This is a genomic window from Patiriisocius sp. Uisw_017 (genome assembly GCF_047731265.1).
GTDB lineage: Bacteria > Bacteroidota > Bacteroidia > Flavobacteriales > Flavobacteriaceae > Patiriisocius.
On sequence record NZ_CP159835.1, the window covers coordinates 612,061 to 636,702 of the forward strand.

Annotated in this window: 18 protein-coding genes and 1 pseudogene; 9 read left to right on the forward strand and 10 right to left on the reverse strand. The window is 36.3% G+C overall.

Going from position 1 to position 24,642, the window contains the following annotated elements; genetic code table 11:
• The first annotated feature begins 67 nt into the window (after window positions 1-67).
• Complete coding sequence (locus ABXT67_RS02770; protein ID WP_415375764.1) at window positions 68-460, forward strand: acyl-CoA thioesterase; 393 nt, start codon at window positions 68-70, stop codon at window positions 458-460.
• Between the two features lie 180 nt (window positions 461-640).
• On the opposite strand, the gene ABXT67_RS02775 is transcribed toward ABXT67_RS02770, so the two are convergent.
• The 6 genes and pseudogenes from ABXT67_RS02775 to ABXT67_RS02800 all read right to left on the reverse strand — a co-directional run.
• Window positions 641-3,721, reverse strand: coding sequence for an aryl-sulfate sulfotransferase (locus ABXT67_RS02775; protein ID WP_415375765.1), 3,081 nt, complete (start codon window positions 3,719-3,721; stop codon window positions 641-643).
• 110 nt (window positions 3,722-3,831) lie between these two features.
• Entirely contained in the window at window positions 3,832-3,987 is a 156-nt protein-coding gene (locus tag ABXT67_RS02780; protein ID WP_415375766.1) for a DUF4372 domain-containing protein, read from the reverse strand.
• Window positions 3,988-4,649: 662 nt separating this feature from the next.
• Window positions 4,650-5,729, reverse strand: a complete 1,080-nt coding sequence (locus tag ABXT67_RS02785) for a T9SS type A sorting domain-containing protein (protein ID WP_415375767.1) — start codon at window positions 5,727-5,729, stop codon at window positions 4,650-4,652.
• The gene (locus ABXT67_RS02790) at window positions 5,719-6,138 is read right to left on the reverse strand and encodes a hypothetical protein (RefSeq protein WP_415375768.1); all 420 of its coding nucleotides are present in this window, start codon (window positions 6,136-6,138) and stop codon (window positions 5,719-5,721) included. The genes ABXT67_RS02785 and ABXT67_RS02790 overlap by 11 nt, the downstream gene beginning before the upstream one ends.
• Window positions 6,139-6,554: 416 nt before the next feature.
• Entirely contained in the window at window positions 6,555-9,041 is a 2,487-nt protein-coding gene (locus ABXT67_RS02795; RefSeq protein ID WP_415375769.1) for a DUF5686 family protein, read from the reverse strand.
• A gap of 422 nt (window positions 9,042-9,463) precedes the next feature.
• Window positions 9,464-10,444: pseudogene (locus ABXT67_RS02800) on the reverse strand (pyruvate dehydrogenase complex E1 component subunit beta); the annotation flags it as partial.
• Between the two features lie 516 nt (window positions 10,445-10,960).
• Between ABXT67_RS02800 and ABXT67_RS02805 the strand changes: the two are divergent.
• From ABXT67_RS02805 to ABXT67_RS02840, 8 genes are all read left to right on the forward strand, one after another.
• Complete coding sequence (locus ABXT67_RS02805) at window positions 10,961-11,701, forward strand: electron transfer flavoprotein subunit beta/FixA family protein (RefSeq protein ID WP_415375770.1); 741 nt, start codon at window positions 10,961-10,963, stop codon at window positions 11,699-11,701.
• A 117-nt stretch (window positions 11,702-11,818) separates the two neighbouring features.
• Window positions 11,819-12,787, forward strand: coding sequence for an electron transfer flavoprotein subunit alpha/FixB family protein (locus tag ABXT67_RS02810; RefSeq protein WP_415375771.1), 969 nt, complete (start codon window positions 11,819-11,821; stop codon window positions 12,785-12,787).
• Between the two features lie 304 nt (window positions 12,788-13,091).
• Window positions 13,092-13,715, forward strand: a complete 624-nt coding sequence (locus ABXT67_RS02815; RefSeq protein WP_415375772.1) for a bifunctional nuclease domain-containing protein — start codon at window positions 13,092-13,094, stop codon at window positions 13,713-13,715.
• Window positions 13,716-13,723: 8 nt separating this feature from the next.
• Window positions 13,724-15,460 carry a NupC/NupG family nucleoside CNT transporter gene (locus ABXT67_RS02820; protein WP_415375773.1) on the forward strand — a complete coding sequence of 579 codons (1,737 nt, stop codon included), beginning with the start codon at window positions 13,724-13,726 and terminating at the stop codon, window positions 15,458-15,460.
• Window positions 15,461-15,807: 347 nt separating this feature from the next.
• On the forward strand, window positions 15,808-16,632 hold the full coding sequence (locus ABXT67_RS02825; RefSeq protein ID WP_415375774.1) for a thymidylate synthase: 825 nt from the start codon (window positions 15,808-15,810) through the stop codon (window positions 16,630-16,632).
• A gap of 271 nt (window positions 16,633-16,903) precedes the next feature.
• Window positions 16,904-18,067: an ergothioneine biosynthesis protein EgtB gene (gene egtB / locus ABXT67_RS02830; RefSeq protein ID WP_415375775.1), complete on the forward strand. Its 1,164-nt coding sequence runs from the start codon at window positions 16,904-16,906 to the stop codon at window positions 18,065-18,067.
• Between the two features lie 9 nt (window positions 18,068-18,076).
• Complete coding sequence (locus tag ABXT67_RS02835) at window positions 18,077-19,048, forward strand: L-histidine N(alpha)-methyltransferase (RefSeq protein WP_415375776.1); 972 nt, start codon at window positions 18,077-18,079, stop codon at window positions 19,046-19,048.
• A 9-nt stretch (window positions 19,049-19,057) separates the two neighbouring features.
• Window positions 19,058-19,339, forward strand: a complete 282-nt coding sequence (locus ABXT67_RS02840) for a DUF427 domain-containing protein (RefSeq protein ID WP_415375777.1) — start codon at window positions 19,058-19,060, stop codon at window positions 19,337-19,339.
• Window positions 19,340-20,192: 853 nt separating this feature from the next.
• Here ABXT67_RS02840 and ABXT67_RS02845 read toward each other — a convergent pair.
• The 4 genes from ABXT67_RS02845 to ABXT67_RS02860 all read right to left on the reverse strand — a co-directional run bounded on the left by ABXT67_RS02845 (window position 20,193) and on the right by ABXT67_RS02860 (window position 24,607).
• The gene (locus tag ABXT67_RS02845) at window positions 20,193-21,746 is read right to left on the reverse strand and encodes a G-D-S-L family lipolytic protein (protein ID WP_415375778.1); all 1,554 of its coding nucleotides are present in this window, start codon (window positions 21,744-21,746) and stop codon (window positions 20,193-20,195) included.
• 18 nt (window positions 21,747-21,764) lie between these two features.
• Complete coding sequence (locus tag ABXT67_RS02850) at window positions 21,765-23,015, reverse strand: OmpP1/FadL family transporter (RefSeq protein WP_415375779.1); 1,251 nt, start codon at window positions 23,013-23,015, stop codon at window positions 21,765-21,767.
• Between the two features lie 114 nt (window positions 23,016-23,129).
• Entirely contained in the window at window positions 23,130-23,891 is a 762-nt protein-coding gene (locus ABXT67_RS02855) for an alpha/beta fold hydrolase (protein ID WP_415375780.1), read from the reverse strand.
• Window positions 23,892-23,893: 2 nt separating this feature from the next.
• On the reverse strand, window positions 23,894-24,607 hold the full coding sequence (locus tag ABXT67_RS02860) for a pyridoxine 5'-phosphate synthase (RefSeq protein WP_415375781.1): 714 nt from the start codon (window positions 24,605-24,607) through the stop codon (window positions 23,894-23,896).
• Window positions 24,608-24,642: the final 35 nt, after the last annotated feature.

Genomic DNA, 24,642 nt, shown 5'->3' on the forward strand with positions numbered 1-24,642 from the left:
GAATTCCCGCATTTCACAAAATGTAAGTGTCGTAAATAATTACCTTCTACTATTAAAATTACAGTTTATGAATTTTCACACACGTAAATGGATAAAACCAGAAGATTTAAACCCAAACGGAACCCTATTTGGAGGGCGATTATTAGAATGGATTGATGAGGAAGCTGCGATATATGCAATTATTCAATTAGAAAATCCACGAACGGTTACTAAGTATATGAGTGAAATAAACTTTAGAAGTTCAGCAAAAAAAGGGGATATAATCGAAATAGGGTTGAGGCCCAAAAAATACGGGAACAGTTCATTAACTTTAGCTTGCGAAGTGCGTAATAAAATGACCCGAGAAGTTATTATTACTATTGACTCTATAATTATGGTAAGTTTAGGCGAAAATGGAAAACCAAGCGCTCACGGCAAAACAGAAATTGAATACGTAAAGGATCGGTTTAGTGCTGATTAGACACTAAAATCTGATGGCGATTTTATTTTTTTAAATGAAGTAGTTGTAGGACTTTTAAAAAAGCTTCCAAATACGAAGTATCAGATAGATTTATCCTTATTAGAATGAAGACATAAAAAAGCCGCTTTTAGTTTTTATACTCAAAGCGGCTTTTTAATCTTTAAATTGTTTTGCTTGAAACTATTCTTTCATAACCTTTCTGACCAAGGTTCCTTTTTCGGTTTCAATTTTTAGGAAATACACAGCGCTATCTAATACCGAGATATCGATGGTGGAGTTCAACCCGTCAATATTCTTTAGGTTTCGCACGAGCCTTCCTCTCATATCTGTAAGGGTAATGGTATTGATTATTGAATTAGGGGAGTTGATAAACAACAGTCCATCGGTAGGATTAGGCACTACAGAAATGGCGGCAATAGCAGCAGCATCATCTCCTAGTATTCTTCCAAATCTATCATAGGCCATAAACTGAAGTGTAAACCTATTTGGGAAGTTTCCTTTTCGACTTCTAAATTTATAGGCCCCTTCTTTAGTAAGGTTGGTAATGGTTCTTGTAGCCTTATCTATTAGATATACGGTTGCGTTTTCAATGTCGACTCCTTCTAGTTGCTTAATGGTAATTTTAAAGGTGGTAGTCTCGTCTATTTGAGAAGCATATCCCATTGGGATTTGTATCTCCTTATTAAAGGCTTCTCTACCTTGAATTCCTAAAGACATCGTATTGTCTGGTAAATGCGAGTATAGCGATACAAGGCTACCAATCTGATGGCTATCATATCCTGAATCATAGCTTTCTGTTGCCATTGGCATAAAGGCAATTAATACTTCACTGCTGAGACTGTATTGCGCATTTTCTAGCTGTAACCAGATTCTGTTGCCCTCTGATACAGTATTCCTTAGGGTGTTGTTCCCAGTGGTTACCCGCATTGCATTGTTAAAGATAGCGGCTCCCATTGCACTCGCTTTTACACCAAAGCCTTGCGAGGTAGCGATCATACCATTGGGAGTTGTACTCCCATTGGTTGCGGGTGTTCCTGCTCCAATACCTCCAGAGAGGTTGTACATCGAGATGTCTTCCATCGAGTAGTTTTCAGTAGTTCCATTTCCTCCTGGGAATGCCCCTGGCTCGGTAATATGCTCCCAGAAATATACTTCATCAATCTCAGGGTTTGCATTTAAAAATAGGAAGGCATCAATGGCAGATGGATATGGGTTGGCTAACATAGAGGGACTCGAATTCGCATCGCCGTTAAACTCCATTGCATAGGTAATAACTCCGTTGTTTAAGGTTCCTTGCTCATAGACTAAGTCATAGGTTGAATTTCCGTCGGCTAAGCTCGTTTGTGGATATACAAAATATCCTTCACCAGGGTTGATGATTCCTGTATGGAACACCCAGTCATTAAAATCAACATCCACAAAGTTGGCCACGACATTAGGCATATAGAAAGCATCCACAGCTGGGTCTGGATCAAACGCTGCCGTTAAATGTTTTACGACTCTAAAAGAGTTGTTATAAACCCCATTGCGCATTTCCATAGTCATTGGGCTACCAGAGAGTATAAAGTCTCTAGGAGCTACCTCTGGGGTGGTCACATTGACGTTGATGGTACCATCGTTGGTAACCATCGCACTGTCTTCTACTTGTACCACACTTCCGGTGTGTTCTACTAGTAAACTTCCCGTCACAGATACGGTAATATCTGTATTTACCAAGATATAATCCCCCGCATTAACACGAAGGGTTGCTCCTGGATTTACGATCAACTTACAGGCTTCAAAAGAACCTAAGAGCGCCGTATCATAATCTGCTTCGATGAGTACTAGGTTGTCAATACTGGGCATCACTGCACCCCAACCCATAGCGCCAAACGTAGCTGTGGCTTGACAAGCATTAACACAATTCATGGAAACCTGATTAATATTTTCAATAATACCAAGTGGAGTTAAATCTTTTCCTACAAAACCAGCATATTCAATAGGATATTTTTCGGCTCTAAATAAACCATTACTACTAATTGTTTCAAACTGAGCAGATACATTTCCATCTATACCTGTTGGGTTTTTATATACCCACAACACATCCCCAGATTTAGATATTTCTGAAGCTTGTCCTTTTGAGGTTTCGCAAAGTATCATATTTCCATTCGGAAGTGCATGAGTTCCAGACTTTTTCCCTTCTGACATAACATCTCCAAGTATGGAACCACTCCATGACCAATCATAGTCAAGAGGTTTAAAAAAATCATTTTCTTTGGTGTAAATACCATCAATAATTTCGGTACTAATTAAATGGATTGAACTGTTCGTTCTTCCAGATATCCCATTATTAAAAACTGAAATTTTCCCTTCATCTAAATAACCTGTCTCAACCCATTTTGCGTCGTGTTGTAAAAATAGCTTTTGATCACTAGCACCACCTTGACCATAAACTCGTGGGTTACCCCAGCGCCATAGAATGTCTCCTCCCGAATTTGAAGTCCCTCCAATATGTCCAGAAGCTTCAGTGGTAGTTGTACTGTGGTCAATTATATGAACTTCGTTAAAATGCCTTGTAGATAGAATGATTTGATCTAGAGTGGCATTATAATCAATCCCATTAACGTGTGTATAATCTGTGAGTTGATTAGGAACATCTGTATCTACATAATTGAGATCTATAAGTTCTGGATGATCAGCTATAACACCATAATTAGGTTTTGTGTTATCATAATTTTGTATAAAATGATCAAAAAACTTCCATTCCCAAACTACTGACGCACCATAAAGGCCTAAAGGTTGTAATTCAATAACTTTGTCTAGCTTTAATGTAGCGCCAACAGTGGTTGGATCTTTACCAATTGCAAGCATTTCAGCTGACGTATAAGTGTCATTAACTAGACAAAGTACATTACCATTAGGTAATGGTTCAATGTCATGATGCTGATTATAACCAAGGGTGCCAATTTCAAAAGACCATACTATATTATTATTCCAATCGCGAACTTCAATATTCTCTTTTCCAGCTCTTAATAAATTACCATCTTCTAACAAATAGCAAGTCGCTCCAGGGTTTTCTGTAAAGATCCATTGATGGATTTTTTGACCACAAGGATCAACTAAATAAACATTATTATTCTTTTCAGGTGTAAATAGCAAATAGCCATCTGAAACTAATTCATTATAGAATTTTAATCCAATAGTAGGGTCTTGCGCAAAACCAAAAAAACTGATTATTAGAAAGTTAGATATTAAAATTACTGAGTGTAATGTTTTTTTCATAAATATAACTTTAATATTAGAATTGAGTTGCTTTTAGATTTTCAACTCTTCCCAATAATACTGGATACGAATAATGCATAAAATCATAGGCTTCGCAAGGTATTAAATTACTAATACTTTACTAAGATACTTTTATTCACCGTTGTAACGCAACAAAACGTCATTAATTTTTGATGTTTATCACTTTGGTGCGACTTGACTAATTTTTTGAATTTTGAATTATCTAATTTTGAGATTATTTGTGAAAACAATGTTATATTTATCATCAGAGAGGGGTGTTTTGTGTTGCAATACAAAGGTAACTTTGCGGAACAAAATTCCCCTTCTCTTTTTTTAAACGTTTAGGACGCTATTGGTGGAGAACGAATAATTCTGGCTATAATTTGAGAGGAATACACCAAAAGTAAACAGACCTATCAGCAGCTTGCTAGAAAGTATGGATGCTCTAAGAGAAGCACCCCCCCCGAAAAATGGGTTTGCACAAGATTTTTATACCAGAGATAATCCCGAAAAAAATTATAGTATTAATAGACACTACCTATTGGAGTCGAAGCTTTGGTTTGATGTTATTTAAGGATGCCTGCACTAAGTAAAATCTACTTTGGCATTGTGTCTATTCGGAAACAAATGCGCTTTAAATACAAGGTATCAATTACCTCAAATCAAGAGGACTCATTGTGGCTGCAATTGTTTGTGGTGGAAGGAAGGGGCTTATAGGAGCGATCAAAGATTTGCCCGTAAAACTTTTCAGTTCCGTCAGGCTGCAACGATACGGAAATACACAACCAAAAAAACAAAGGAGCCAGCTTCCATGGAGGTAGATTTTTCCTTTTTTTTATTCCTTTTGTTCTCTTTGTAGCATAAAAAAGCCGCTTTTAGTTTTTATACTGAAAGCGGCTTTTTAATCTTTAAATTATTTTGCTTGAAACTATTCTTTCATAACCTTTCTGACCAAGGTTCCTTTTTCGGTTTCAATTTTTAGGAAATACACAGCGCTATCTAATACCGAGATATCGATGGTGGAGTTCAACCCGTCAATATTCTTTAGGTTTCGCACGAGCCTTCCTCTCATATCTGTAAGGGTAATGGTATTGATTATTGAATTAGGGGAGTTGATAAACAACAGTCCATCGGTAGGATTAGGCACTACAGAAATGGCGGAAATAGCAGCAGCATCATCTCCTAGTATTCTTCCAAATCTATCATAGGCCATAAACTGAAGTGTAAACCTATTTGGGAAGTTTCCTTTTCGACTTCTAAATTTATAGGCCCCTTCTTTAGTAAGGTTGGTAATGGTTCTTGTAGCCTTATCTATTAGATACACGGTCGCGTTTTCAATGTCGACTCCTTCTAGTTGCTTAATGGTAATTTTAAAGGTGGTAGTCTCGTCTATTTGAGAAGCATATCCCATTGGGATTTGTATCTCCTTATTAAAGACTTCTCTACCTTGAATTCCTAAAGACATCGTATTGTCTGGTAAATGCGAGTATAGCGATACAAGGCTACCAATCTGATGGCTATCATATCCTGAATCATAGCTTTTTGTTGCCATTGGCATAAAGGCAATTAATACTTCACTGCTGAGACTGTATTGCGCATTTTCTAGCTGTAACCAGATTCTGTTGCCCTCTGATACAGTATTCCTTAGGGTGTTGTTCCCAGTGGTTACCCGCATTGCATTGTTAAAGATAGCGGTTCCCATTGCATTCGCTTTTACAGCAAAGCCTTGCGAGGTAGCGATCATACCATTGGGAGTTGTACTCCCATTGGTTGCGGGTGTTCCTGCTCCAATACCTCCAGAGAGGCTGTACATCGAGATGTCTTCCATCGAGAAGTTTTCAGTAGTTATATTTCCTCCTGGGAATACCCCTGGCTCGGTAATATGCTCCCAGAAATATACTTCATCAATCTCAGGGTTTGCATTTAAAAATAGGGAGGCATCAATGGCAGATGGATATGGGTTGGCTAACATAGAGGGACTCGAATTCGTATCGCCGTTAAACTCCATTGCATAGGTAATAACTCCGTTGTTTAAGGTTCCTTGCTCTTGGATTTACGATCAACTTACAGGCTTCAAAAGAACCTAAGAGCGCCGTATCATAATCTGCTTCGATGAGTACTAGGTTGTCAATACTAGGCATCACTGCACCCCAACCCGCAGCACCAAAGGTAGCTGTGGCTTGACAAGCATCACAATTCATAGCATCATTAACAAAGATGTTTTCGGTGGTGTCATTAGAACAGCCATTCGTATCGGCATAGGTATAGGTCACGGGAATGTTTCCTCCCACTGGAGCAAAGACTGTTGAATCAAAGCTAAAGGTCATCCCATTGCCATCATCACTAACACCTATTCCAGAATAGATACCACCCGTTGGAATTCCACCGCCTAGGCCAGTTACAACCACATCTAGCACACAAATATTTGGAGTAGGCGCTACAAAGGTGTTATTCGTTTTTTTTATAAGATTTACAAGCGAAACCTTGGAGGATGCAGGTACACCGTTTTGATTTTTAACCGTTCTTTGAGCAAAAAGAGATGACTTTAAAAAACTAAAAGCGATTAAAAAAATATTAGAATATTTGATGTTGAATTAGTTAGCTGCTAATTCAACGCTAAGATATTGATTTACAATAAGCTCATATCTTAATTAAACCACGTGTAGATGTTAGTTTGAATAATAATTAGGAAAAAGTATTGAAGAACATACTATTTAAACAAAGCTGTATTGCTTCATTTTTCTCTGAGATGAGTTATACACTAGGAATAAAAAAATGTAGTTTGATTCAATTTTTCAATTAATAAACACTGAACCATACATCAGGAATCTTTCTAAAAATTAAAACCAAAGGATCCAGTAATACCAAATTTTCGAGCATCTGGATTGGCTACTTCGTTAAGGTAATTTCCACGAAAATTAAAGTCGATTCTAAACACTTTAAAAATATTTCCAATACCAACGCTGTATTCGTAATAAGGTTTTGTGGGTGATTGGTATTGATTATTGGATCTGTTAATATCAATATTACCTTGGCTTATGTTACCAATAACAGCTCTAAAACCTATTACCTCCCTTAAATTCAAATCACGAACCCAAGGAATGCGTTGAAAAATCCGACCTCCAAAATTGTGTTGCAAATGCAATGACACATATTCATCACTCACAAATTCATAAAAATCCAATTGAGAAAACGTATTGTAAATACTGAATAAGGTTTGGTTTCCAGGAATTGGATTCAGCAAACTTAAATTTACTTCTCCAAAGGTTTTACCTGCTTCAATAGTAGAGGTTAATCTACCAATTCCCCCAATATTCCAAGGTTGAGTGAACAAACCTTGAATGCGCTGATATTCAAAATCTCCCCCTAAGAAATCTTTTATACCATAAGTATAGCCCACATAAATACTTGCAAAGTCCCCTTCGTTAATAATCGTTCTTTCTACTCCATAACCAGATACTTTTCTTCCAGGGGTGAAAAATGTGAGTAGTTGAATTTCTGGCTGATTAACATCATTCCCAATGGTACCATCCTCTTTTAAATAATCAATAGAGAAGGTTTCTGTGGCAGAACGAAGCTCTCTAAAAGAACCAGTGAGACGCACATTGAAGTTTTTTGCTGGCTCTAACGACAATCCTACAGTTGATAATTTTATTCGAGTCAATTTATCATTTACTCCCACTGTAATCAAAGCAGAAGACGCTAGGTTCCTACCTAAAACATCATTAGTAGATGATAAACTCGCTCCAGTTTGCTCTACATCTTTTCTATATCCTCCATAAACCGTTAATCGCGATTTCCTATCCAAAAGATATTTACCAGACAAGCCAAACTTAAATCTCTGATCACGAAATCCATAGGCTGTGAAGCCTTCTAAACGCCAAGGATCGTTTTGAGAAAAATAAGTTCTTCCTCCTAAACGGACTCTAAAACCTTCGGCTTCGTTAAAACCTACAATAGAAAAAACTGGCCCTATATCAAAATTTTTCACCTCATAGTAACCAGATGCTAAAACAGACGCTGCGCTATATAATGTCTTGAATCTCCGAACTGTTTTTAGCGTATCCAGCATCTTATATACGCTCTTTTCATCTTTGTTAAGCGTTTCTAATCTATTCTCCTCCCAAAATTCATCAGGCCGATTAAATACCTCATACTGATACGGATCTACTTGTGCTTTATAGAATTCCTTTTCCTTAGGAACATCAAATTTATAGCCATCATAAAGTGTTGTTCTTTTTCCATAGATACCGCGTGCTTCCTCTTTATCTCTAAAACTAAAATCGCTTAAAAAGTAATCTCTGGTAATTAAAAAAATGGAATCGTTTAGTACATCAAATTCTTGTTCAATATAAACGTCACGAACCCAATTTAAATTAGCGCTTTTAGATGCTTGTAGATTTATTTCTTTGATTGCCCAAGTAGTATCATTTACCCAAAAATCACCTTTAAATGTGAGCTCGTTTTTACGACGTGGATAGTACACAATATTATAACACCATTTATCCCCTATAAATGTACTGTCTATCAAAGCGTAATTATAGACATCTATCCCAGTTCTCGAGAGTGGGCTCGTAAACGCTTTATCAAATAACTTTAAATAGTTATCATATATATTATAATCTGAGTAGAGATCTTTTAAATAGGCAATAAGCGTGTTATTATTGCTAAAACCAGAATTCTTATTTCCTTCTAAAATTTCCTTTTTTTCATTGATGGTGTTGTCCCCATATATCTTTGAAAAAGCTTCATTAATAAAAATTGGCAAGTACGTATTCCCTGTTACACGGGAAGTATCTACCTCATCAAAGATGAATTCCATCCCTTTAAAGATTTTACTTTTTATGAGTGCACTGTCAATTGTATTAAGGTCAAACTCTAATTTTTCGTATTTATCGTAGGTGTATTGTTTGAATTTCTTGACTCCGTTCTCTCTTCGGTTTTCCCAAATTTTTCGAAGAATATCGATGGCAGGATTGTTCTTCTTAGATTGTTTTCCACTTACGATTACTACTTCATCGAGTGAAGAGGCTTCTTCAGCAAGAATAAATTCGAGTTTATAATTACTGCGAGATTCTAGGGTTACTTCTTTTGTAACATATCCTATAAACGAAATAATAACCGTATCATAGGTTTCGTCACTTTCCATATAAAAACGACCGTCTTCATTGGTAATGGTGCCTTCAAAACTATCTTTAAAAACTACATTAGCAAAAGGAACGCCTTCGCCAGATTGATCTTTAACAAAACCGCTCACTTTTGTTTGAGCAAAGACTACTGCAGTAATGAGTAATAAGAAAAGGACAACTAGGTTCTTCATAAATAATAGTGGCTTGAAATCGCCTACAAAAGGGCGCAAATTAAGAATAATATTAAACGTATGGGTCGAAAAGGTTTCTTAAAATTACAAAAAATCTCCAGAATAAATTCGGTGCGCGCTCCCCTACGCTCAAAGAGGGGAAGATACTGGTTTCCTTTTTTTTTATTTATAACTCATTCAGATTTGATTAATTATTATATTTAATTTAAAAATTCGATGTTCAATATACTAGCGTCACTTTAGATTATCAGAATAATAAACTGCCCCAGCCGATCCCAATATGGTGTTGAAATCACAAAAAAATGAAATCTCAAATTTAAAAGAAACGAGGTAAACCTTGGAATATTATACCAAAACAAAAAAATCCCAAAGAATTGGAAAGAGTCTTTGGGATTTTTTTGTTCTAGATTTTGTGATTTTTCCTAGAGGTACATCACTTTCTTTACCGCCTTAACTACATCGTCACTATTAGGCAACCACTCTTTGAGAAGCACTGGCGAATATGGCGCCGGAGTATCTGCCGTATTTATTTTTTCAACAGGGGCATCAAGATAATCAAATGCTTGACTTTGTACTAAGTATGTTATTTCAGTTGCAACATTCCCAAAAGGCCAAGCCTCCTCAAGAACTACCAATCTATTCGTTTTTTTAACTGAAGTCAAAATAGCATCACGATCCATAGGACGAACCGTACGCAAATCAATGATTTCGCATTCAATCCCCTCTTTTGCTAATTCATCAGCAGCTTTATAAGCTTCTTTAATAATTTTTCCGAAAGAAACAATCGTTACATCGGTTCCTTTTCTTTTAATTTCAGCCACCCCTATAGGAATTAGATATTCTCCTTCGGGCACTTCACCTTTATCTCCATACATTTGCTCACTCTCCATAAAAATTACTGGATCGTCATCTCGGATAGCACTTTTCAACAACCCTTTAGCATCTGCTGGATTTGATGGGATCACTACCTTTAAGCCTGGTGTATTTGCAAACCAATTTTCAAAAGCCTGAGAGTGTGTTGCAGCTAATTGACCCGCTGAACCCGTTGGACCTCTAAAAACGATAGGACAATTAAACTGCCCACCGCTCATCTGGCGTATTTTTGCTGCGTTATTTATAATCTGATCGATCCCTACCAATGAGAAATTAAATGTCATATATTCCACAATAGGACGATTCCCATTCATCGCACTACCAATGGCAATACCAGCAAAACCAAGTTCTGCAATAGGGGTGTCTATTACGCGTTTTGCGCCAAACTCATCCAGCATTCCTTTACTGGCTTTATAGGCACCATTGTATTCTGCAACTTCCTCGCCCATTAAATAAATGGTTTCGTCTCGTCGCATTTCTTCGCTCATTGCCTCGCAGATGGCTTCTCTAAATTGTAGTGTTTTCATACTTCGGCTCCGCTTAGTAAGAGGAGTATCTTTTTAATTAAACTTTTCTTAGGCTATTCTCAAAACCATTAGCGCTATTATTTGACTAAATGTTTCTAGTAACACGCTACATCAATATAGCGGCTATTTATATCCTTTATCTTCAAAACTTCTTGTAAATCAAAACGCAATGCTTATTTCAAATATTTCAAAATTTATTGGATAACAAAAATAGTACTTATTTCAAGAAATAACCAATTCTATACAAACTAAGAGAAACACAATTAAATAAAGTGAGTACAACGTTTTCTTGAATTTCTGAAGAAAAAAAATACTATGCACGCATAGTAAATTAGATATTTATTGATTATATTTGTAATTGGTATTTTGAAACTAAATTAAATTTTAAAATACCATTTAAAACTTTGTCTAATCCCCATTGAAGCGCCGTACTGATCGGAGCCGAATTAAGGGCTAGGGAGACGTCCAGCCGGATGTTTTTCTAAATAAATAAGTTACCCGACTACTCGGGCACTGAAGATGAAAATATTAGTGTGCATAAGCCACGTCCCAGACACCACTTCAAAAATTAATTTTACAGAAGGTGATACTAAATTTGACACCACTGGAGTAAATTTTGTTATCAATCCAAATGATGAATTTGGCTTAACAAGAGCCATGTGGTTTAAAGAGAAGCAAGGTGCCAGCGTGCATGTTGTAAATGTAGGAGGCCCAGAAACAGAGCCTACGCTGCGCAAAGCATTAGCCATAGGTGCGGATGCCGCCATTAGAGTAAATACACCAGCCACAGATGGCTATAGCGTTGCTAAACAATTAGCAGCCGTTGTCAAGGAAGGTGGATATGATTTAGTAATTGGCGGTAGAGAGTCCATCGATTATAATGGAGGAATGGTTCCTGGAATGCTTGCAAAAATGGTGGATGCAAATTTTGTAAATACCTGTATTAGCTTAGAAGTTGAAGGAGATGCCGTTACAGCAATTCGCGAAATTGATGGCGGAAAAGAAACCATCAATACTTCATTGCCTTTAGTTATAGGTGGACAAAAAGGATTGGTAGAAGAAAGTGATCTTCGCATCCCAAATATGCGCGGTATTATGCAAGCACGTAGCAAGCCACTTACCGTAAAAGAACCTATAGATGCCCCAACTGAAACAAATGCGTTATCTTTTGAAAAACCGGCAGCTAGAGGAGCTGTAAAATTAGTTGATAACGTAGATGAATTGATCGACTTATTACACAACGAAGCTAAAGTGATTTAAACAAATTTTCCCTTCGAAGAGGGCTAGGGGGGTATGTACGCAAGAATAAACTAACTCTATGAGTTACGCTCCCCATAACGATGCTCCGGTGGAGAGTTCTAATAAAAATATATAAGTATGAGTGTTTTAGTATACACAGAATCTGAAAACGGTTCATTCAAAAAAATAGCATTGGAAGCAGTTTCTTATGCAAAAGCAATCGCCAACGAAATGGGAACAACAGTTACCGCTGTTTCTGTGAACGGAGGGGATGCATCACAATTAGGAACCTATGGTGCAGATAAAGTACTTGAGGTTGCCAATGATAAATTAAATGATTTTAATGCAGAAGCATATGCTGATGTTATCGCACAAGCTGCAAAAGCGGAAGACGCTAAGGTAGTTGTCTTAACACAAAGCGCAGACGCAAAATTTATGGCTCCTTTGATAGCCGTAAATCTTGAAGCTGGATACGTCCCTAACGTGGCTGCTGCTCCAGAAAGCATTTCTCCTTTTAAAGTAAAACACAATGTTTTTACAAACAAGGCATTCGCAATTACTCAAATTTCGACGGAAGTTAAAGTTTTAGGCTTAGGAAAAAACGCATTCGGTCTTAAAGAAAATAGCGCTTTAGCAACTGCAGAGGCATTCAATCCAACACTAGATGATGAAGACTTTTCAACCAAAGTTATTTCCATAGATAAGGCGACAGACAAGGTAACAATAGCCGATGCAGAAACTGTTGTTTCAGCAGGTCGTGGTATGAAAGGCCCTGAAAACTGGGGAATGATTGAAGATTTGGCAGACGTATTGGGAGCAGCAACGGCCTGTTCAAAACCGGTGAGTGATATGGGATGGAGACCTCACGGTGAACATGTAGGGCAAACAGGAAAACCTGTAGCGTCCACCCTTTATATAGCTATAGGAATTAGTGGTGCTATTCAACACCTAGCAGGGATAAATTCTTCTAAAGTAAAAGTAGTTATCAATACAGATCCTGAGGCACCATTCTTTAAAGCAGCAGACTACGGTATTGTTGGTGATGCTTTTGAAATAGTCCCGCAGCTAATTGAAAAATTAAAAGTTTTTAAGGCGCAAAATGCTTAATTAAATCAAAATACAAAGGTTACTAAGTGATTCTCTATTGGTTTTATGAAAAAAAAGAATTGTATCGAAGTAATTTTTTGTTAATTTGTGCAACCGTAAAAGGCTGTTTAAATATGGATAAACACCTTATTTAAACAGCCTTTTATTTACTCGATATTTGGTCTAAATTTTTATGAAATTTAAACAACACTCGACAACCTTCGGTTTAATAAATTGTTTTGCGAAGGTGTTAAGAATACTTTATTTTAAGCGAGGGAAAAAAAATTCCAAATATAATACTGACAACTGCTACTGAAAACTGAATATGAGCCTAATACGATTGAATATTAAGGGAATATCATACAGCCAAACTCAAAATGGCGCATATGCTCTTATTTTAAGTGAAGTTGACGGTGATCGAAAACTACCCATAGTTATTGGAGCATTTGAAGCGCAGAGTATCGCAATTGCTTTAGAAAAAGAAATCATGCCTCCTCGTCCACTTACCCACGACCTTTTTAAAAATTTTTCTGATAGATTTCAAATTGTTGTAAAGCAAGTAATTATCCACAAGCTTGTAGATGGTGTTTTCTACTCCAGTATTATCTGTGAAAGGGATGACATTGAAGAAATAATTGACGCCCGAACAAGTGACGCTATTGCATTGGCTTTGCGGTTTAAAGCACCCATTTTTACATACAAGGGTATTTTAGAAAGTGCAGGGATCTATTTAAAATCGTCCCAGAAAAAAGAATCAAAAAAGGGGGACGAAGCTGCGGTACTTGAAAAATTATTAGAAAACGAAGACCAAGAATCTAAAGCAACAGACACAAGCGATTTTAAAAAGAACACACTTAAAGAACTCTATAAAATGCTTGACGCTGCAGTAGAAAACGAAGACTACGAGCGAGCAGCCAAGATACGAGACGAAATTTCTAAAAGGAACTAAGCCATTTTATGAACAAATTTCTTTTGTCATTTGCAATTCTATTTTCTTTTGGAACCCTTTTGAGCCAGAGCATAGAAAAAAATTGGAGTTTTCAAGAAATTGTTTCAAGTCAAGGAGAATCACTCTTTGAAATAGATCCTGAAAATGACACTTTTCAATTAGACAAGGGGGTATTTTCATATTCATTAAAATCCAAAAATGATTTAGAGGCAAGTGGTGATTATATTTTTCAGAATAACTTATTGGTGCTTTTTTACAACCAACCAATAGATACCATTAGGAGATACAGAGTTACCAAATTAACAGAAACATCTTTACAATTTACAGAAAATGAGCTTGTTTATTCCTTTGCAGCTGCCGCTACTATTCCTATAACAGCAGAATCTGAAATTAATACAGATGATTCTCAAAGTAATTTAGCGCTAAACACAGATTTAGGCATAGGCATCAATACAAAAAGCATTGGGCGTGGTCTTTTAGGAATGTTTTTTCTAATTACAGTTTGCTTTTTATTAAGTAGTAACCGAAGAAAAATAAACTGGCGCCTCGTTTTAACAGGAATTGCATTACAACTCATCTTTGCTGTTTTAGTATTAAAAGTAGATTTCGTCACCTATGGCTTCGATTGGATTTCTAGAAAAGTTGTAGAGTTTTTAAATATTGCCGAGCAAGGTGCGCTCTTTGTATTTGGAAAATTAGTAGACCCATCTGCTAGCATGGGATACATTTTTGCTTTTAAAGTGCTTCCAACAATTGTATTCTTTTCAGCATTCACATCCTTACTTTATTACTTAGGAATCCTACAGGTAGTTGTAAAAGGATTAGCGTGGGTTATGAGTAAAACGATGCGACTTTCTGGAGCAGAAAGTCTTGCAGCGGCAGCGAATGTTTTTATTGGACAAACAGAAGCTCCCTTAGTAGTTAAACCATACTTAGATAAGATGACCAAGTCTGAGATGCTCTGTTTAATGGTGGGAGGAATGGCAACTATTGCAGGTGGTGTTCTTGCAGCTTTTATTGCTTTTTTAGGAGGTGACAGCATCGCAGAACAAGCCGTTTTTGCAAAACATTTATTAACGGCATCCATTATGTCTGCACCCGCTGCCATTGTAATTGCAAAAATTTTATATCCTGAAACAGAAGAAGTAAATACAAATCTTGATATATCAAAAGAAAAAGTTGGAACAAATATTCTGGACGCGATCTCTCGTGGAACGACTGACGGACTAAAACTTGCAGTGAACGTTGGAGCCATGTTATTAGTTTTCACTGCTTTGATGGGTGTCGCTAATTGGATCTTGGGTGATTTACTCGGGGATATTTCTGGTTTAAATACACTCATTGAAACATCCTCAGACGGGAGATACAACATGCTTTCAATGGAGTATATACTTGGTAATGTATTTGCGCCCGTTGCTTGGATAATTGGAGTTCCTATTCAAGATATTACGACAGTTGGGCAACTGCTAGGTGAAAAAACCATTCTTAACGAATTTTATGCTTATAGCTCTTTAAGCACCTTAAAAGCAAGTGGAGCAATCACAAATTACCGATCCATTGTTATCGCCACCTATGCACTTTGTGGATTTGCAAATTTTGCTTCCATCGGAATTCAAATTGGTGGTATTGGAGTATTGGCACCTTCACAACGGGGAACCTTAGCGAAATTTGGAATCAAAGCACTAATAGGAGGTACAATCGCCGCTTTATTGACGGCTACTATTGCTGGAATGTTGATAGGATAGTCTGATCGAGTCTCTTATTTAAAAGACGATATAGCCACTATGAAATAAAATGCCCGAGGTTTTTTATCCATAAAATTCATTTAAAAACACCATAGTAATGGGTTGAAATTAGGAATAAAGTTATAAATAAGCTATTTCCACAATTTATAGACGCGAAATGCACTTACCAAGTGAATCCCACTAAGAAACGCGTATCGTTCTAACTAATTTTAAAACAAATAAGCTTCAACTATCACGATTTATAATAATTGCAGTGACTCGTTAATAACTTGTAACAATTCTATCGGTTTATAGCTTAACAACTAGCCCTTCTTTTTTACTTTTAACGTTAATATAATAGCCTATATATGAAACAATACCACGACCTTTTAACCCACGTTTTAGACCAAGGTATAAAAAAATCTGACCGCACAGGAACAGGAACCAAAAGTGTTTTTGGTTACCAAATGCGTTTTGATTTAAGCGAAGGTTTTCCAATGGTAACGACTAAAAAATTACATTTAAAATCTATTATTTATGAATTGCTTTGGTTTTTAAATGGTGACACTAATATCAAATACCTTCAAGAAAACGGTGTTAGAATTTGGAATGATTGGGCAGATGAAAATGGCGACTTAGGCCCCGTATATGGTCACCAATGGCGCAATTGGAATAATGAAGAAATTGATCAAATTTCAGAAATCGTAAAAACACTAAAGACAAACCCAGACAGTCGAAGAATGCTTGTAAGCGCCTGGAATCCAAGTGTAATGCCAGACACTTCAAAACCTTTTTCTGAAAATGTATCCAATGGAAAAGCAGCGCTTCCACCGTGTCATGCTTTCTTTCAATTTTATGTAGCGAATGGAAAACTTTCTTGCCAATTATACCAACGAAGTGCGGATATTTTCTTGGGAGTTCCATTCAATATTGCTTCGTATGCTCTTTTTACAATGATGATGGCGCAGGTTTGTGGCTATGAAGCAGGTGATTTCATTCACACCTTTGGAGACGCTCATATTTACAACAACCACACAGAGCAAATAGAACTTCAGCTATCTAGGAGTCCAAGAAATCTACCGAAAATGGTGCTAAATCCTGAGGTAAAAGACATATTTGCTTTTAAATTTGAGGATTTTACATTAGTAGACTATAATCCACATCCTCACATAAAAGGAGCAGTAGCCGTTTAATTGTAACAAAACTACAATTATAAAAAAACCATAACCGTTGTCAATAACTTCCCTCGCCAAAATCGGTGGGTAAGCTAAACTGGTTTTATTACTACTCACTGAAATAATTCCAAGAGAAGAAAAACAGACAGAAATTTTTATTAAAATCTCTTAAGACTAGCTGTTAAAAACTAATCTGTAGCTTAAAAAAATAACAACTGCGCTACAGTTTTTAAAAAACATATATAAAATCCGTACCTTTAAATTTTCCTAAAGAATTAGAAACCTTTCTATGATAGACACTAAAAATTTAGTATCGCTTTTTACTGAAACACGACAATTAACTGAGCAACTTTGCAAACCTCTTGAGATTGAAGACTACGTGGTTCAACCTGCGCTCGATGTTTCACCACCAAAATGGCACTTGGGTCATACTACTTGGTTCTACGAAGAATTTATTCTAAAACATTACAAGAAAGATTACAAACTCTTCCATCCAGACTTTGCGTTTGCTTTTAACAGCTATTATGAAACTATTGGAAAAAGAGTGATTCGCACAGATCGTGGTAATATGTCACGCCCTTGTGTAACTCAAGTATTCGACTACAGACATTATGTTACCAGTGAACTTAAAGAGTTATTGGCTACGGACTATAATCCAGAATTAGAGCATGTTTTGTTAATGGGGATTCACCACGAAAAACAACATCAGGAATTATTACTTACCGATATTAAATATATCTTAGGTAACAATCCTTTTCAACCCAAATACACAAAATCATTTGTTGAAGACACTGAAGAAAATCAATCTATAGAATGGACATCAATTAATGAAGGAATCTATGAAATAGGACACATTGACCCTGAAGTCTTTCACTATGACATTGAACTTGGAAGACACAAAGTCTACTTACAGGACTACAAAATTTGCAACAAACTAGTTACTAATAAAGAATACCTAGAATTTGTTGAAAGTGGTGGATACAAAGATTTTAACTTTTGGCATGCCGATGGTTGGGAATGGATAAAAACCACAGGAGTTTCTCAACCCTTGTACTGGCACAATCTTGATGGAAAATGGCATCATTATACACTGGAAGGATTACAGCCTCTTGCCTTAAATGCACCAGTAAAGCACGTTTCATATTACGAAGCATTTGCTTTCGCACAATGGAAAGGATGCAGGCTCCCTACAGAATTTGAATGGGAAGCTGCTTGCTCTAACTTTAAATGGGGCCAACGTTGGGAATGGACCGAAAGCGCTTTACTAGCTTATCCAGGATATAAAAAAGCTACTGGCGCAATTGGGGAGTATAACGGAAAATTTATGGTAAACCAAAAAGTACTTCGTGGAGCTTCAATAGCTACAGCGCCAAAACACGCCCGCCATACCTATCGTAATTTTTTTCAAACAAATATACGCTGGCAATATACTGGTATTCGACTAGCAAAATAGTAAAGACCTATGACCTTACAAAAAAAGACTACTTGGGATTCCGTATTTAAAAAAGAAGTTTTTGAAGGCCTCAACAGTTACCCCAAATATCTCTCGTCAAAATTTATTTATGACAAAAAAGGTGATGAACTTTTTCAAGATATCATGGCAATGCCAGAATATTACTTAACAGATTCAGAATACGAAATTTTCGACTCATATACTGTAGCAATAACCAATCATTTTAAAGCAAATTCTGAAGCTTTTGATCTTATTGAACTAGGCGCAGGTGACGGTAAAAAAACGAAAATACTACTGAAATATTTAACTGAAAAAAACATTGATTTTTGCTATAAACCAATAGATATAAGTCAAAACGCAATTGATGATTTAACTAAAACATTAAAGACTGAATTACCAAAAGTAAACGTTGAAGCCGAAAAAGGCGAATATTTTGAAGTACTCGAAAGACTTAAAACATTTGATAAACGGAAAAAGGTTATTATGTTTTTAGGCTCCAACATCGGCAATTTATTGCATTCAAGAGCTATTCAATTTTTATCAAAATTAAGAGAAGCAATGTCACAAGATGATCTACTCTTTATTGGCTTTGATAAAAAGAAAAACCCGCAAACTATTCTTAATGCCTACAATGATCCTTCGGGAATAACAGCCGCCTTCAATAAAAATTTACTTACAAGAATTAATAGCGAATTAGGTGGCGATTTTGATCTAGAAAAATTTATTCACTGGGAACTCTATAACCCCGAAACAGGCACTGCAAAAAGTTTTTTAGTTGCGAATAAAGCCCAATCGGTACATATTTCAGCATTAGATATAACAATAGATTTCAGCCAATGGGAAACCATACATACTGAAATTTCTCAAAAATATGATGATAAAACAATTTCTTGGCTTGCCAAAGAATCAAAATTGACCATAGCCGATAGCTTTTCCGGCAAGAAAAATTATTATAAAAATTATATTTTTAAATGCTCGTAAAACGATGCTATGCAAGCAATTTGGAATGACAAAATTATCGCAAAAAGTAATGACACTATCGTTATAGAGGACAATCATTATTTTCCAAAAAAATCAATTAATATGGAATTTTTCAAAGAGAGTACTACTCGTACGAATTGTCCTTGGAAAGGAGACGCCTCTTATTTTTCCCTTAAAGTGAATGGCCTCTTCAACAAAGATGCTGCTTGGTATTATCCCAGTGCGTCACGCGCTGCAAAACCTATAGAAGGACACGTTGCATTTTGGAAAGGCGTGCAAGTAATAGAGTGAAAAATTAACCCCTCAATATTTTTTTAAATGAATACTAAAACCACTCCTTTAAAAACTAAATTCGACCTGATTTGTGTGGTGTTTTGACCCCTATAAAACGAGGGTATTCTGTTAAAGTTAGTTAGTTAGTTAAATTGTGCGGATAATTTTTTCATTAAAATCAGGTATTTGTCGGCGTTCCATTTTCCATTGGTGTTATCCTATCTAGAAGTGAATGTGGTCTTTTAATGATAGCATTAATTATGCAAGTTCATTAAAAATACTAAGAACGAAGATTGGAAATTATATACGCAAGACAGCGCGCACAAATCATTAAAAAAAAGGGCTCTCCAAGAGGTTAGTTACCATTTTTAACCCAATTATAAGCAGCAAAGATAGAGGCATTACGCGCCTTTTAGTCGATTCTCTTGGAACTAGTAATACAACCTATATAATGACTGAAAGTGTTAGAAAAACATTCCCAGAAATCACGCAACGTCGAACTAGCAAAGATAAATTAAGAAACACGGTGCCTTCTTGGAATAAATAACTGAAGAGATGTTTTTAACCAATCTTAAAACATCAAAAGAAAACACTACAATTACAAAAACATCCCTGTTAAAAGGGTTTGTCTCTCCATTTATAATAAATAACAATACTTTCTTTAACAGCATCATTCAAATTAAACTGGAAAGAAAATGAACTAAAAAACAAGTAAGTTCATTGGCTTAATTTATTAGCTCGCTGTCTTTAACGCCCAATAGATACTCGTACCTTTTTAGATCTTGAAAATATATTAGATTCAATTTAGAGAAATAAAAAACGCCACTTTCGTAATAATGAAAGCGGCGTTCTAAATAAAATCAACTACAAATTACATATTGTTATGCAACGTAACAGTCCCATAGCTGCCAACAGCAACTTTAGGTATTGTAGCATTATACTTTCTATTAATAACATCAATAATTAAATTAGCTGTATAAGCATACCCGCGAGGAGTTGGATGCACACCATCTAAAGAAAATGCTCCACCACTTACGTATTGAGAAGTTAGAATCCCACCATCAAATGCAACACCGCCATTTGCTACTTGTGCTAAAGCAGAACGCGCATCTACAAAACCTAAGTCATTAGCAGCAGCTATTCCTTGGATTGTCGCATTGAAAGATTGAGCAGCAGCAGTTATTGCATCTCTTTCGCTAGGAACTAATACAAATTGATCTTGCATAGGATAGGTGACCCCATTAACCGATAGTTGTCCAGCTTGTTCTAGTGGAATACCTAAAGCAACTAACTCTGCTAATCGCTCCACATTTACCTGACCAATTACGCCTGAACTAGGTAACACCAATAAATCTCCAGAAGTTGCCTGTCTTGCTTGACCGTATTGTTGTCCATATATTGCCGCTAGACCAGAAGGAAATCCGTTTGCTATAAGTACTTGCGTTAAATCTGCTCCAATATTAACCAATCCCTCATCCTGAACCACAACAGCACTCGCGCCAGTTTGTGAAAAAGAAATTGCTCTTTCAGGAACTCCTAAAAATGCAAATGCTCCGTTTAATTGAGCATATGTGGCATTTAATGTTGGTATTTGAGGACCAAAATTAGGATCCAAAGGACTTAATGGTGCAAATGGCACCGTTGTAAAATAAGGTATCGACGTTACATCTGGAAGATTAATTAAAACTCCTTTTGCCCCACCAGCAATTAAAGCATCTACCTGTGAACTATAAGCACCTGCAAATACCATTGGGTCTGTAATATCATTGTTTCCATACAAACTAGGATCAAAATTACCTGTTTGGTCTACACCAGCTCCTCCAGAAGTAGCATAAGATAGAATATCATTATTTCCTATCCAAAGACTAAAAAATGTAGGGCTTAAAGATGTTGCATCGTCAATTACTGTTGCGTTTGCACTTGTCGCAAACCTTCCATAAAACGGATTAGCAGCAGCATATCCTGGAGCGCTTAAATGAAAACTCTTTGCTCCTGGCACCCCCATATTATTAAATGGACCTGTGGCACTTGTAGTTACTTCAGTAGTTGGAGTGCCTTCTAAAACAGTAGGGCCTGGGTTTCCTTGAGCATCTGCTGAAAGCACCAATCTATTATCGTTAACTTGAATTCCATTAAGTAACAAACCTCCTAAATTATCTGCCATTAGAGGTTGTGTAAATTGTCCACCGCCAGCCAGCGCAAATTGCTGAGCCATAATATTAGGATACGAATTTTCTTGACCAGTAATATATAAGGCACCGTCTGCAAATCCCGCAGTTAAAGAGTTCCCTACAGCAACATAGTTAGAAAAATCTGCATCACCATTGGTATAGAATTCTTCTTCAACGGGTGTATCAAATTCTGGTTCACAGCTTACCAAACCAATGGCAGCGAAACCTATCATAAATTTTATTGTATTTTTCATTTGAAATGTTTTTTAAGATTATAGTTTGTAAGAAATACCTAGACTTGGAACGAATACGCTTGATTTGTAGGTTCCACTAAAAGGAACTGCTTGTCCATTTTCAAAATAAGCATCATAAGAGGCATCTATTTCTTTAAAATGTAGGTATAAGAAAGCAGCGTCTATTTCAAATCTACTACCCAACTTCATTGTTAAACCTGCTGTATAACCATTACTATCATTTCTTGGTGTTTCTGGCGCGAAACGACCGTCTTGCACTGGAGATTCATCAAAGTAGTAACCCGCTCTTAAAGTGAACGCTTTTGTTGCTTCGTATTGAAGACCGAATCTATAGGTAGATGCGTTTTCATAATCACGAGCATTTACTGAGTCTGGGATATTTTCATCTGCAAAATCAATATTTAAATTCTGATATTCATTCCAAAAAGCACGGTTAAAATCAAAAGCAAACAACCACTTTTCACCAAATGTATATGACAAACCTACTGTAAGTTCAGCTGGCAATGGTAATCTTGCATCAAATGTAGTGTCAGCGAAAGGAGCCAAAGGTGAGTTTGGAATATTCTCAAAATCTGCATCACCACCTTCTGCTTCAAGAATAATTTTTGAACGATAGTTCATACCTATTGTAAGGTTCTCTGTTGGATTTAACATCCATCCTGCAGTCCAACCCCAGCTATTTACGCCAGAAGCATCTACTGTAACTTCAGATCTTTCTCCTTCATTATTAGCAAGTGTTCTGTTCAAGTTTCTGTTAAAGTTCACAGAACCTGTCGCGAATATTGGTCCACCACCAATGCTAAAGTATTTACTTAATTTAATAGAAACAGTAGGCTGGATAAATATTGCAGACAAATCAATATTGTTAACTAAGTGAGAACCTGCCCAGTCATCTTCATAGGCTACACCACTACCGAAAGGAGTGTAAACTCCCAACCCAAGTGCTAACCAATCTGTGGCTTTGTAAGAAATATAAGCATAAAAAGGTGTTCCTACACCACTATCTGTTAATGCCGTTTGCCCAGTGGCTTGATTTTGATAAGCGACGTCTGCAAATACTGCACTTGCACCCATACTGACATTTAATTTGTTTTCAAGATATACTAAACCAGCTGGATTAAAGAATACAAGTTCACTGCTATTCACAACAGCAACCCCTGTATGACCCATTGCCAAGGCTTTATTTCCTTGAAGACTTACCCTATATCCACCGGCATAGGTAACCGATGTTGCTAACATTAGTGTAGCAAGGAGGAATACTTTTTTCATAATTTTTTAAGATTAAAGTTAAAATTCTAAATTTTCTGTTTGCGGTATAAATTACGTATTAAAATGGAAAAACACAAAGTATTATGCGTACGTAGTAAATTTTTGCTTACAATGTTATAAAAAATCTGTTACAAAATGGCAAAAATCAGTAGGATTTTCTGCGTGTAGCCAATGACCTGCATTAGAAACTGTTGACAATTTGCTGTTGGGAAATTGTTTTTTAATAGCTATCATATCCAGATCCTCAATATATCCAGATTTATCACCTCTTAGAAAAAGTGTTTCTTTTTCAAAAGAAAACTCTTCTGGCAATGCTTTTCCTACTTGCTCGATCTCTTTTGTAACTGCGGGTAGATTTACCCTAAGGCCTAAAATCCCTTTTTCTACCCAATGTAGGTTTTTAAGTAAAAACTGCCGCGTACCGACATTGCTAATATATTCCGATAGCATTTCATCTGCTTCTCTCCTACTTTTAATTGCTGTGAAATCTAAAAGAGACAATGCTTTTAAAATATCTTGATGATGCTGAGGATACTGTTTTGGTCCAATATCTGCAACAATTAATTTATCAACCATTGTATCATATTGTGAGGCAAAATACATCGCGGTTTTACCCCCCATTGAATGTCCCAGCAAAATAATATTATCAAGCTTATGGTGATTTAAATAGTTATATAAATCTTCTGCCATTGCAGGATATGAAAAAACTGAGTCATGAAAGCTACGCCCGTGATTTCTTTGATCTATTAAATGAACTTGATACCCAAAAGCGGAAAATTTATTACCTAAGGTTTTCCAATTATCACCCATTCCCATGAATCCATGAAGAATTACAAATGGAGCCCCTTCACCTATTATTTGTGAATGCAATATCATAGTTACCTAAGTTTTTCTAAATATTCAGAAATCGTTTGTTGTAGACCATTATATAATGCTTCAGAAATCAATGCGTGTCCAATACTCACTTCAGCAAGGTGTGGTACGCTCTGTTTGAAAAACTTAATATTCTCTAACGATAAGTCATGACCTGCATTAACTCCCATACCTAGTTTATATGCTAAACTTGCACATTCTGCATAAGGTTTAACCGCGTTTTCATTTCCAAGTTTGTATTGATCAGCAAAAATTTCGGTATACAGTTCTATTCTATCTGCCCCTATTTTTGCAGCGCCTTCAACCATTTGCACATTAGGATCTACAAATATTGAAGTTCGTATTCCATTTCTTTTACATTCAGAAATCACTTCAGCTAAAAAATCTACGTGCTTAAGTGTATCCCAACCAGCGTTGCTTGTTATAGCGTCTAAAGCATCGGGCACAAGCGTAACTTGAGTGGGTTTAATTTTTAAAACCATCTCCAAGAACTTTGAAATTGGATTTCCTTCTATATTAAACTCTGTAGTGACGACTTTCTTTAGATCATAAGCGTCTTGATACCTTATATGACGCTCATCTGGACGCGGATGTACCGTAATGCCCTGCCCACCAAATTTTTCTATATCTTTTGCTACTTGTATTACATTTGGATAATCACCTCCTCTAGCATTGCGAAGTGTGGCTATTTTATTAATATTTACGCTCAGTTTTGTCATCTTCGATATTTCTTTTTTTGTAGTGTAAAAATACG

Excerpts from the sequence above, each read along its gene's own strand:
- ABXT67_RS02780 (WP_415375766.1), bottom strand. The coding sequence starts at position 3,987 with ATGATAAATATAACATTGTTTTCACAAATAATCTCAAAATTAGATAAT.
- ABXT67_RS02835 (WP_415375776.1), top strand. The coding sequence starts at position 18,077 with ATGACCTTACAAAAAAAGACTACTTGGGATTCCGTATTTAAAAAAGAA.
- ABXT67_RS02810 (WP_415375771.1), top strand. The coding sequence starts at position 11,819 with ATGAGTGTTTTAGTATACACAGAATCTGAAAACGGTTCATTCAAAAAA.
- ABXT67_RS02825 (WP_415375774.1), top strand. The coding sequence starts at position 15,808 with ATGAAACAATACCACGACCTTTTAACCCACGTTTTAGACCAAGGTATA.
- egtB (WP_415375775.1), top strand. The coding sequence starts at position 16,904 with ATGATAGACACTAAAAATTTAGTATCGCTTTTTACTGAAACACGACAA.
- ABXT67_RS02770 (WP_415375764.1), top strand. The coding sequence starts at position 68 with ATGAATTTTCACACACGTAAATGGATAAAACCAGAAGATTTAAACCCA.
- ABXT67_RS02850 (WP_415375779.1), bottom strand. The coding sequence starts at position 23,015 with ATGAAAAAAGTATTCCTCCTTGCTACACTAATGTTAGCAACATCGGTT.
- ABXT67_RS02860 (WP_415375781.1), bottom strand. The coding sequence starts at position 24,607 with ATGACAAAACTGAGCGTAAATATTAATAAAATAGCCACACTTCGCAAT.
- ABXT67_RS02805 (WP_415375770.1), top strand. The coding sequence starts at position 10,961 with ATGAAAATATTAGTGTGCATAAGCCACGTCCCAGACACCACTTCAAAA.
- ABXT67_RS02855 (WP_415375780.1), bottom strand. The coding sequence starts at position 23,891 with ATGATATTGCATTCACAAATAATAGGTGAAGGGGCTCCATTTGTAATT.
- ABXT67_RS02845 (WP_415375778.1), bottom strand. The coding sequence starts at position 21,746 with ATGAAAAATACAATAAAATTTATGATAGGTTTCGCTGCCATTGGTTTG.
- ABXT67_RS02820 (WP_415375773.1), top strand. The coding sequence starts at position 13,724 with ATGAACAAATTTCTTTTGTCATTTGCAATTCTATTTTCTTTTGGAACC.
- ABXT67_RS02840 (WP_415375777.1), top strand. The coding sequence starts at position 19,058 with ATGCAAGCAATTTGGAATGACAAAATTATCGCAAAAAGTAATGACACT.
- ABXT67_RS02815 (WP_415375772.1), top strand. The coding sequence starts at position 13,092 with ATGAGCCTAATACGATTGAATATTAAGGGAATATCATACAGCCAAACT.
- ABXT67_RS02795 (WP_415375769.1), bottom strand. The coding sequence starts at position 9,041 with ATGAAGAACCTAGTTGTCCTTTTCTTATTACTCATTACTGCAGTAGTC.
- ABXT67_RS02785 (WP_415375767.1), bottom strand. The coding sequence starts at position 5,729 with ATGGAGTTTAACGGCGATACGAATTCGAGTCCCTCTATGTTAGCCAAC.
- ABXT67_RS02775 (WP_415375765.1), bottom strand. The coding sequence starts at position 3,721 with ATGAAAAAAACATTACACTCAGTAATTTTAATATCTAACTTTCTAATA.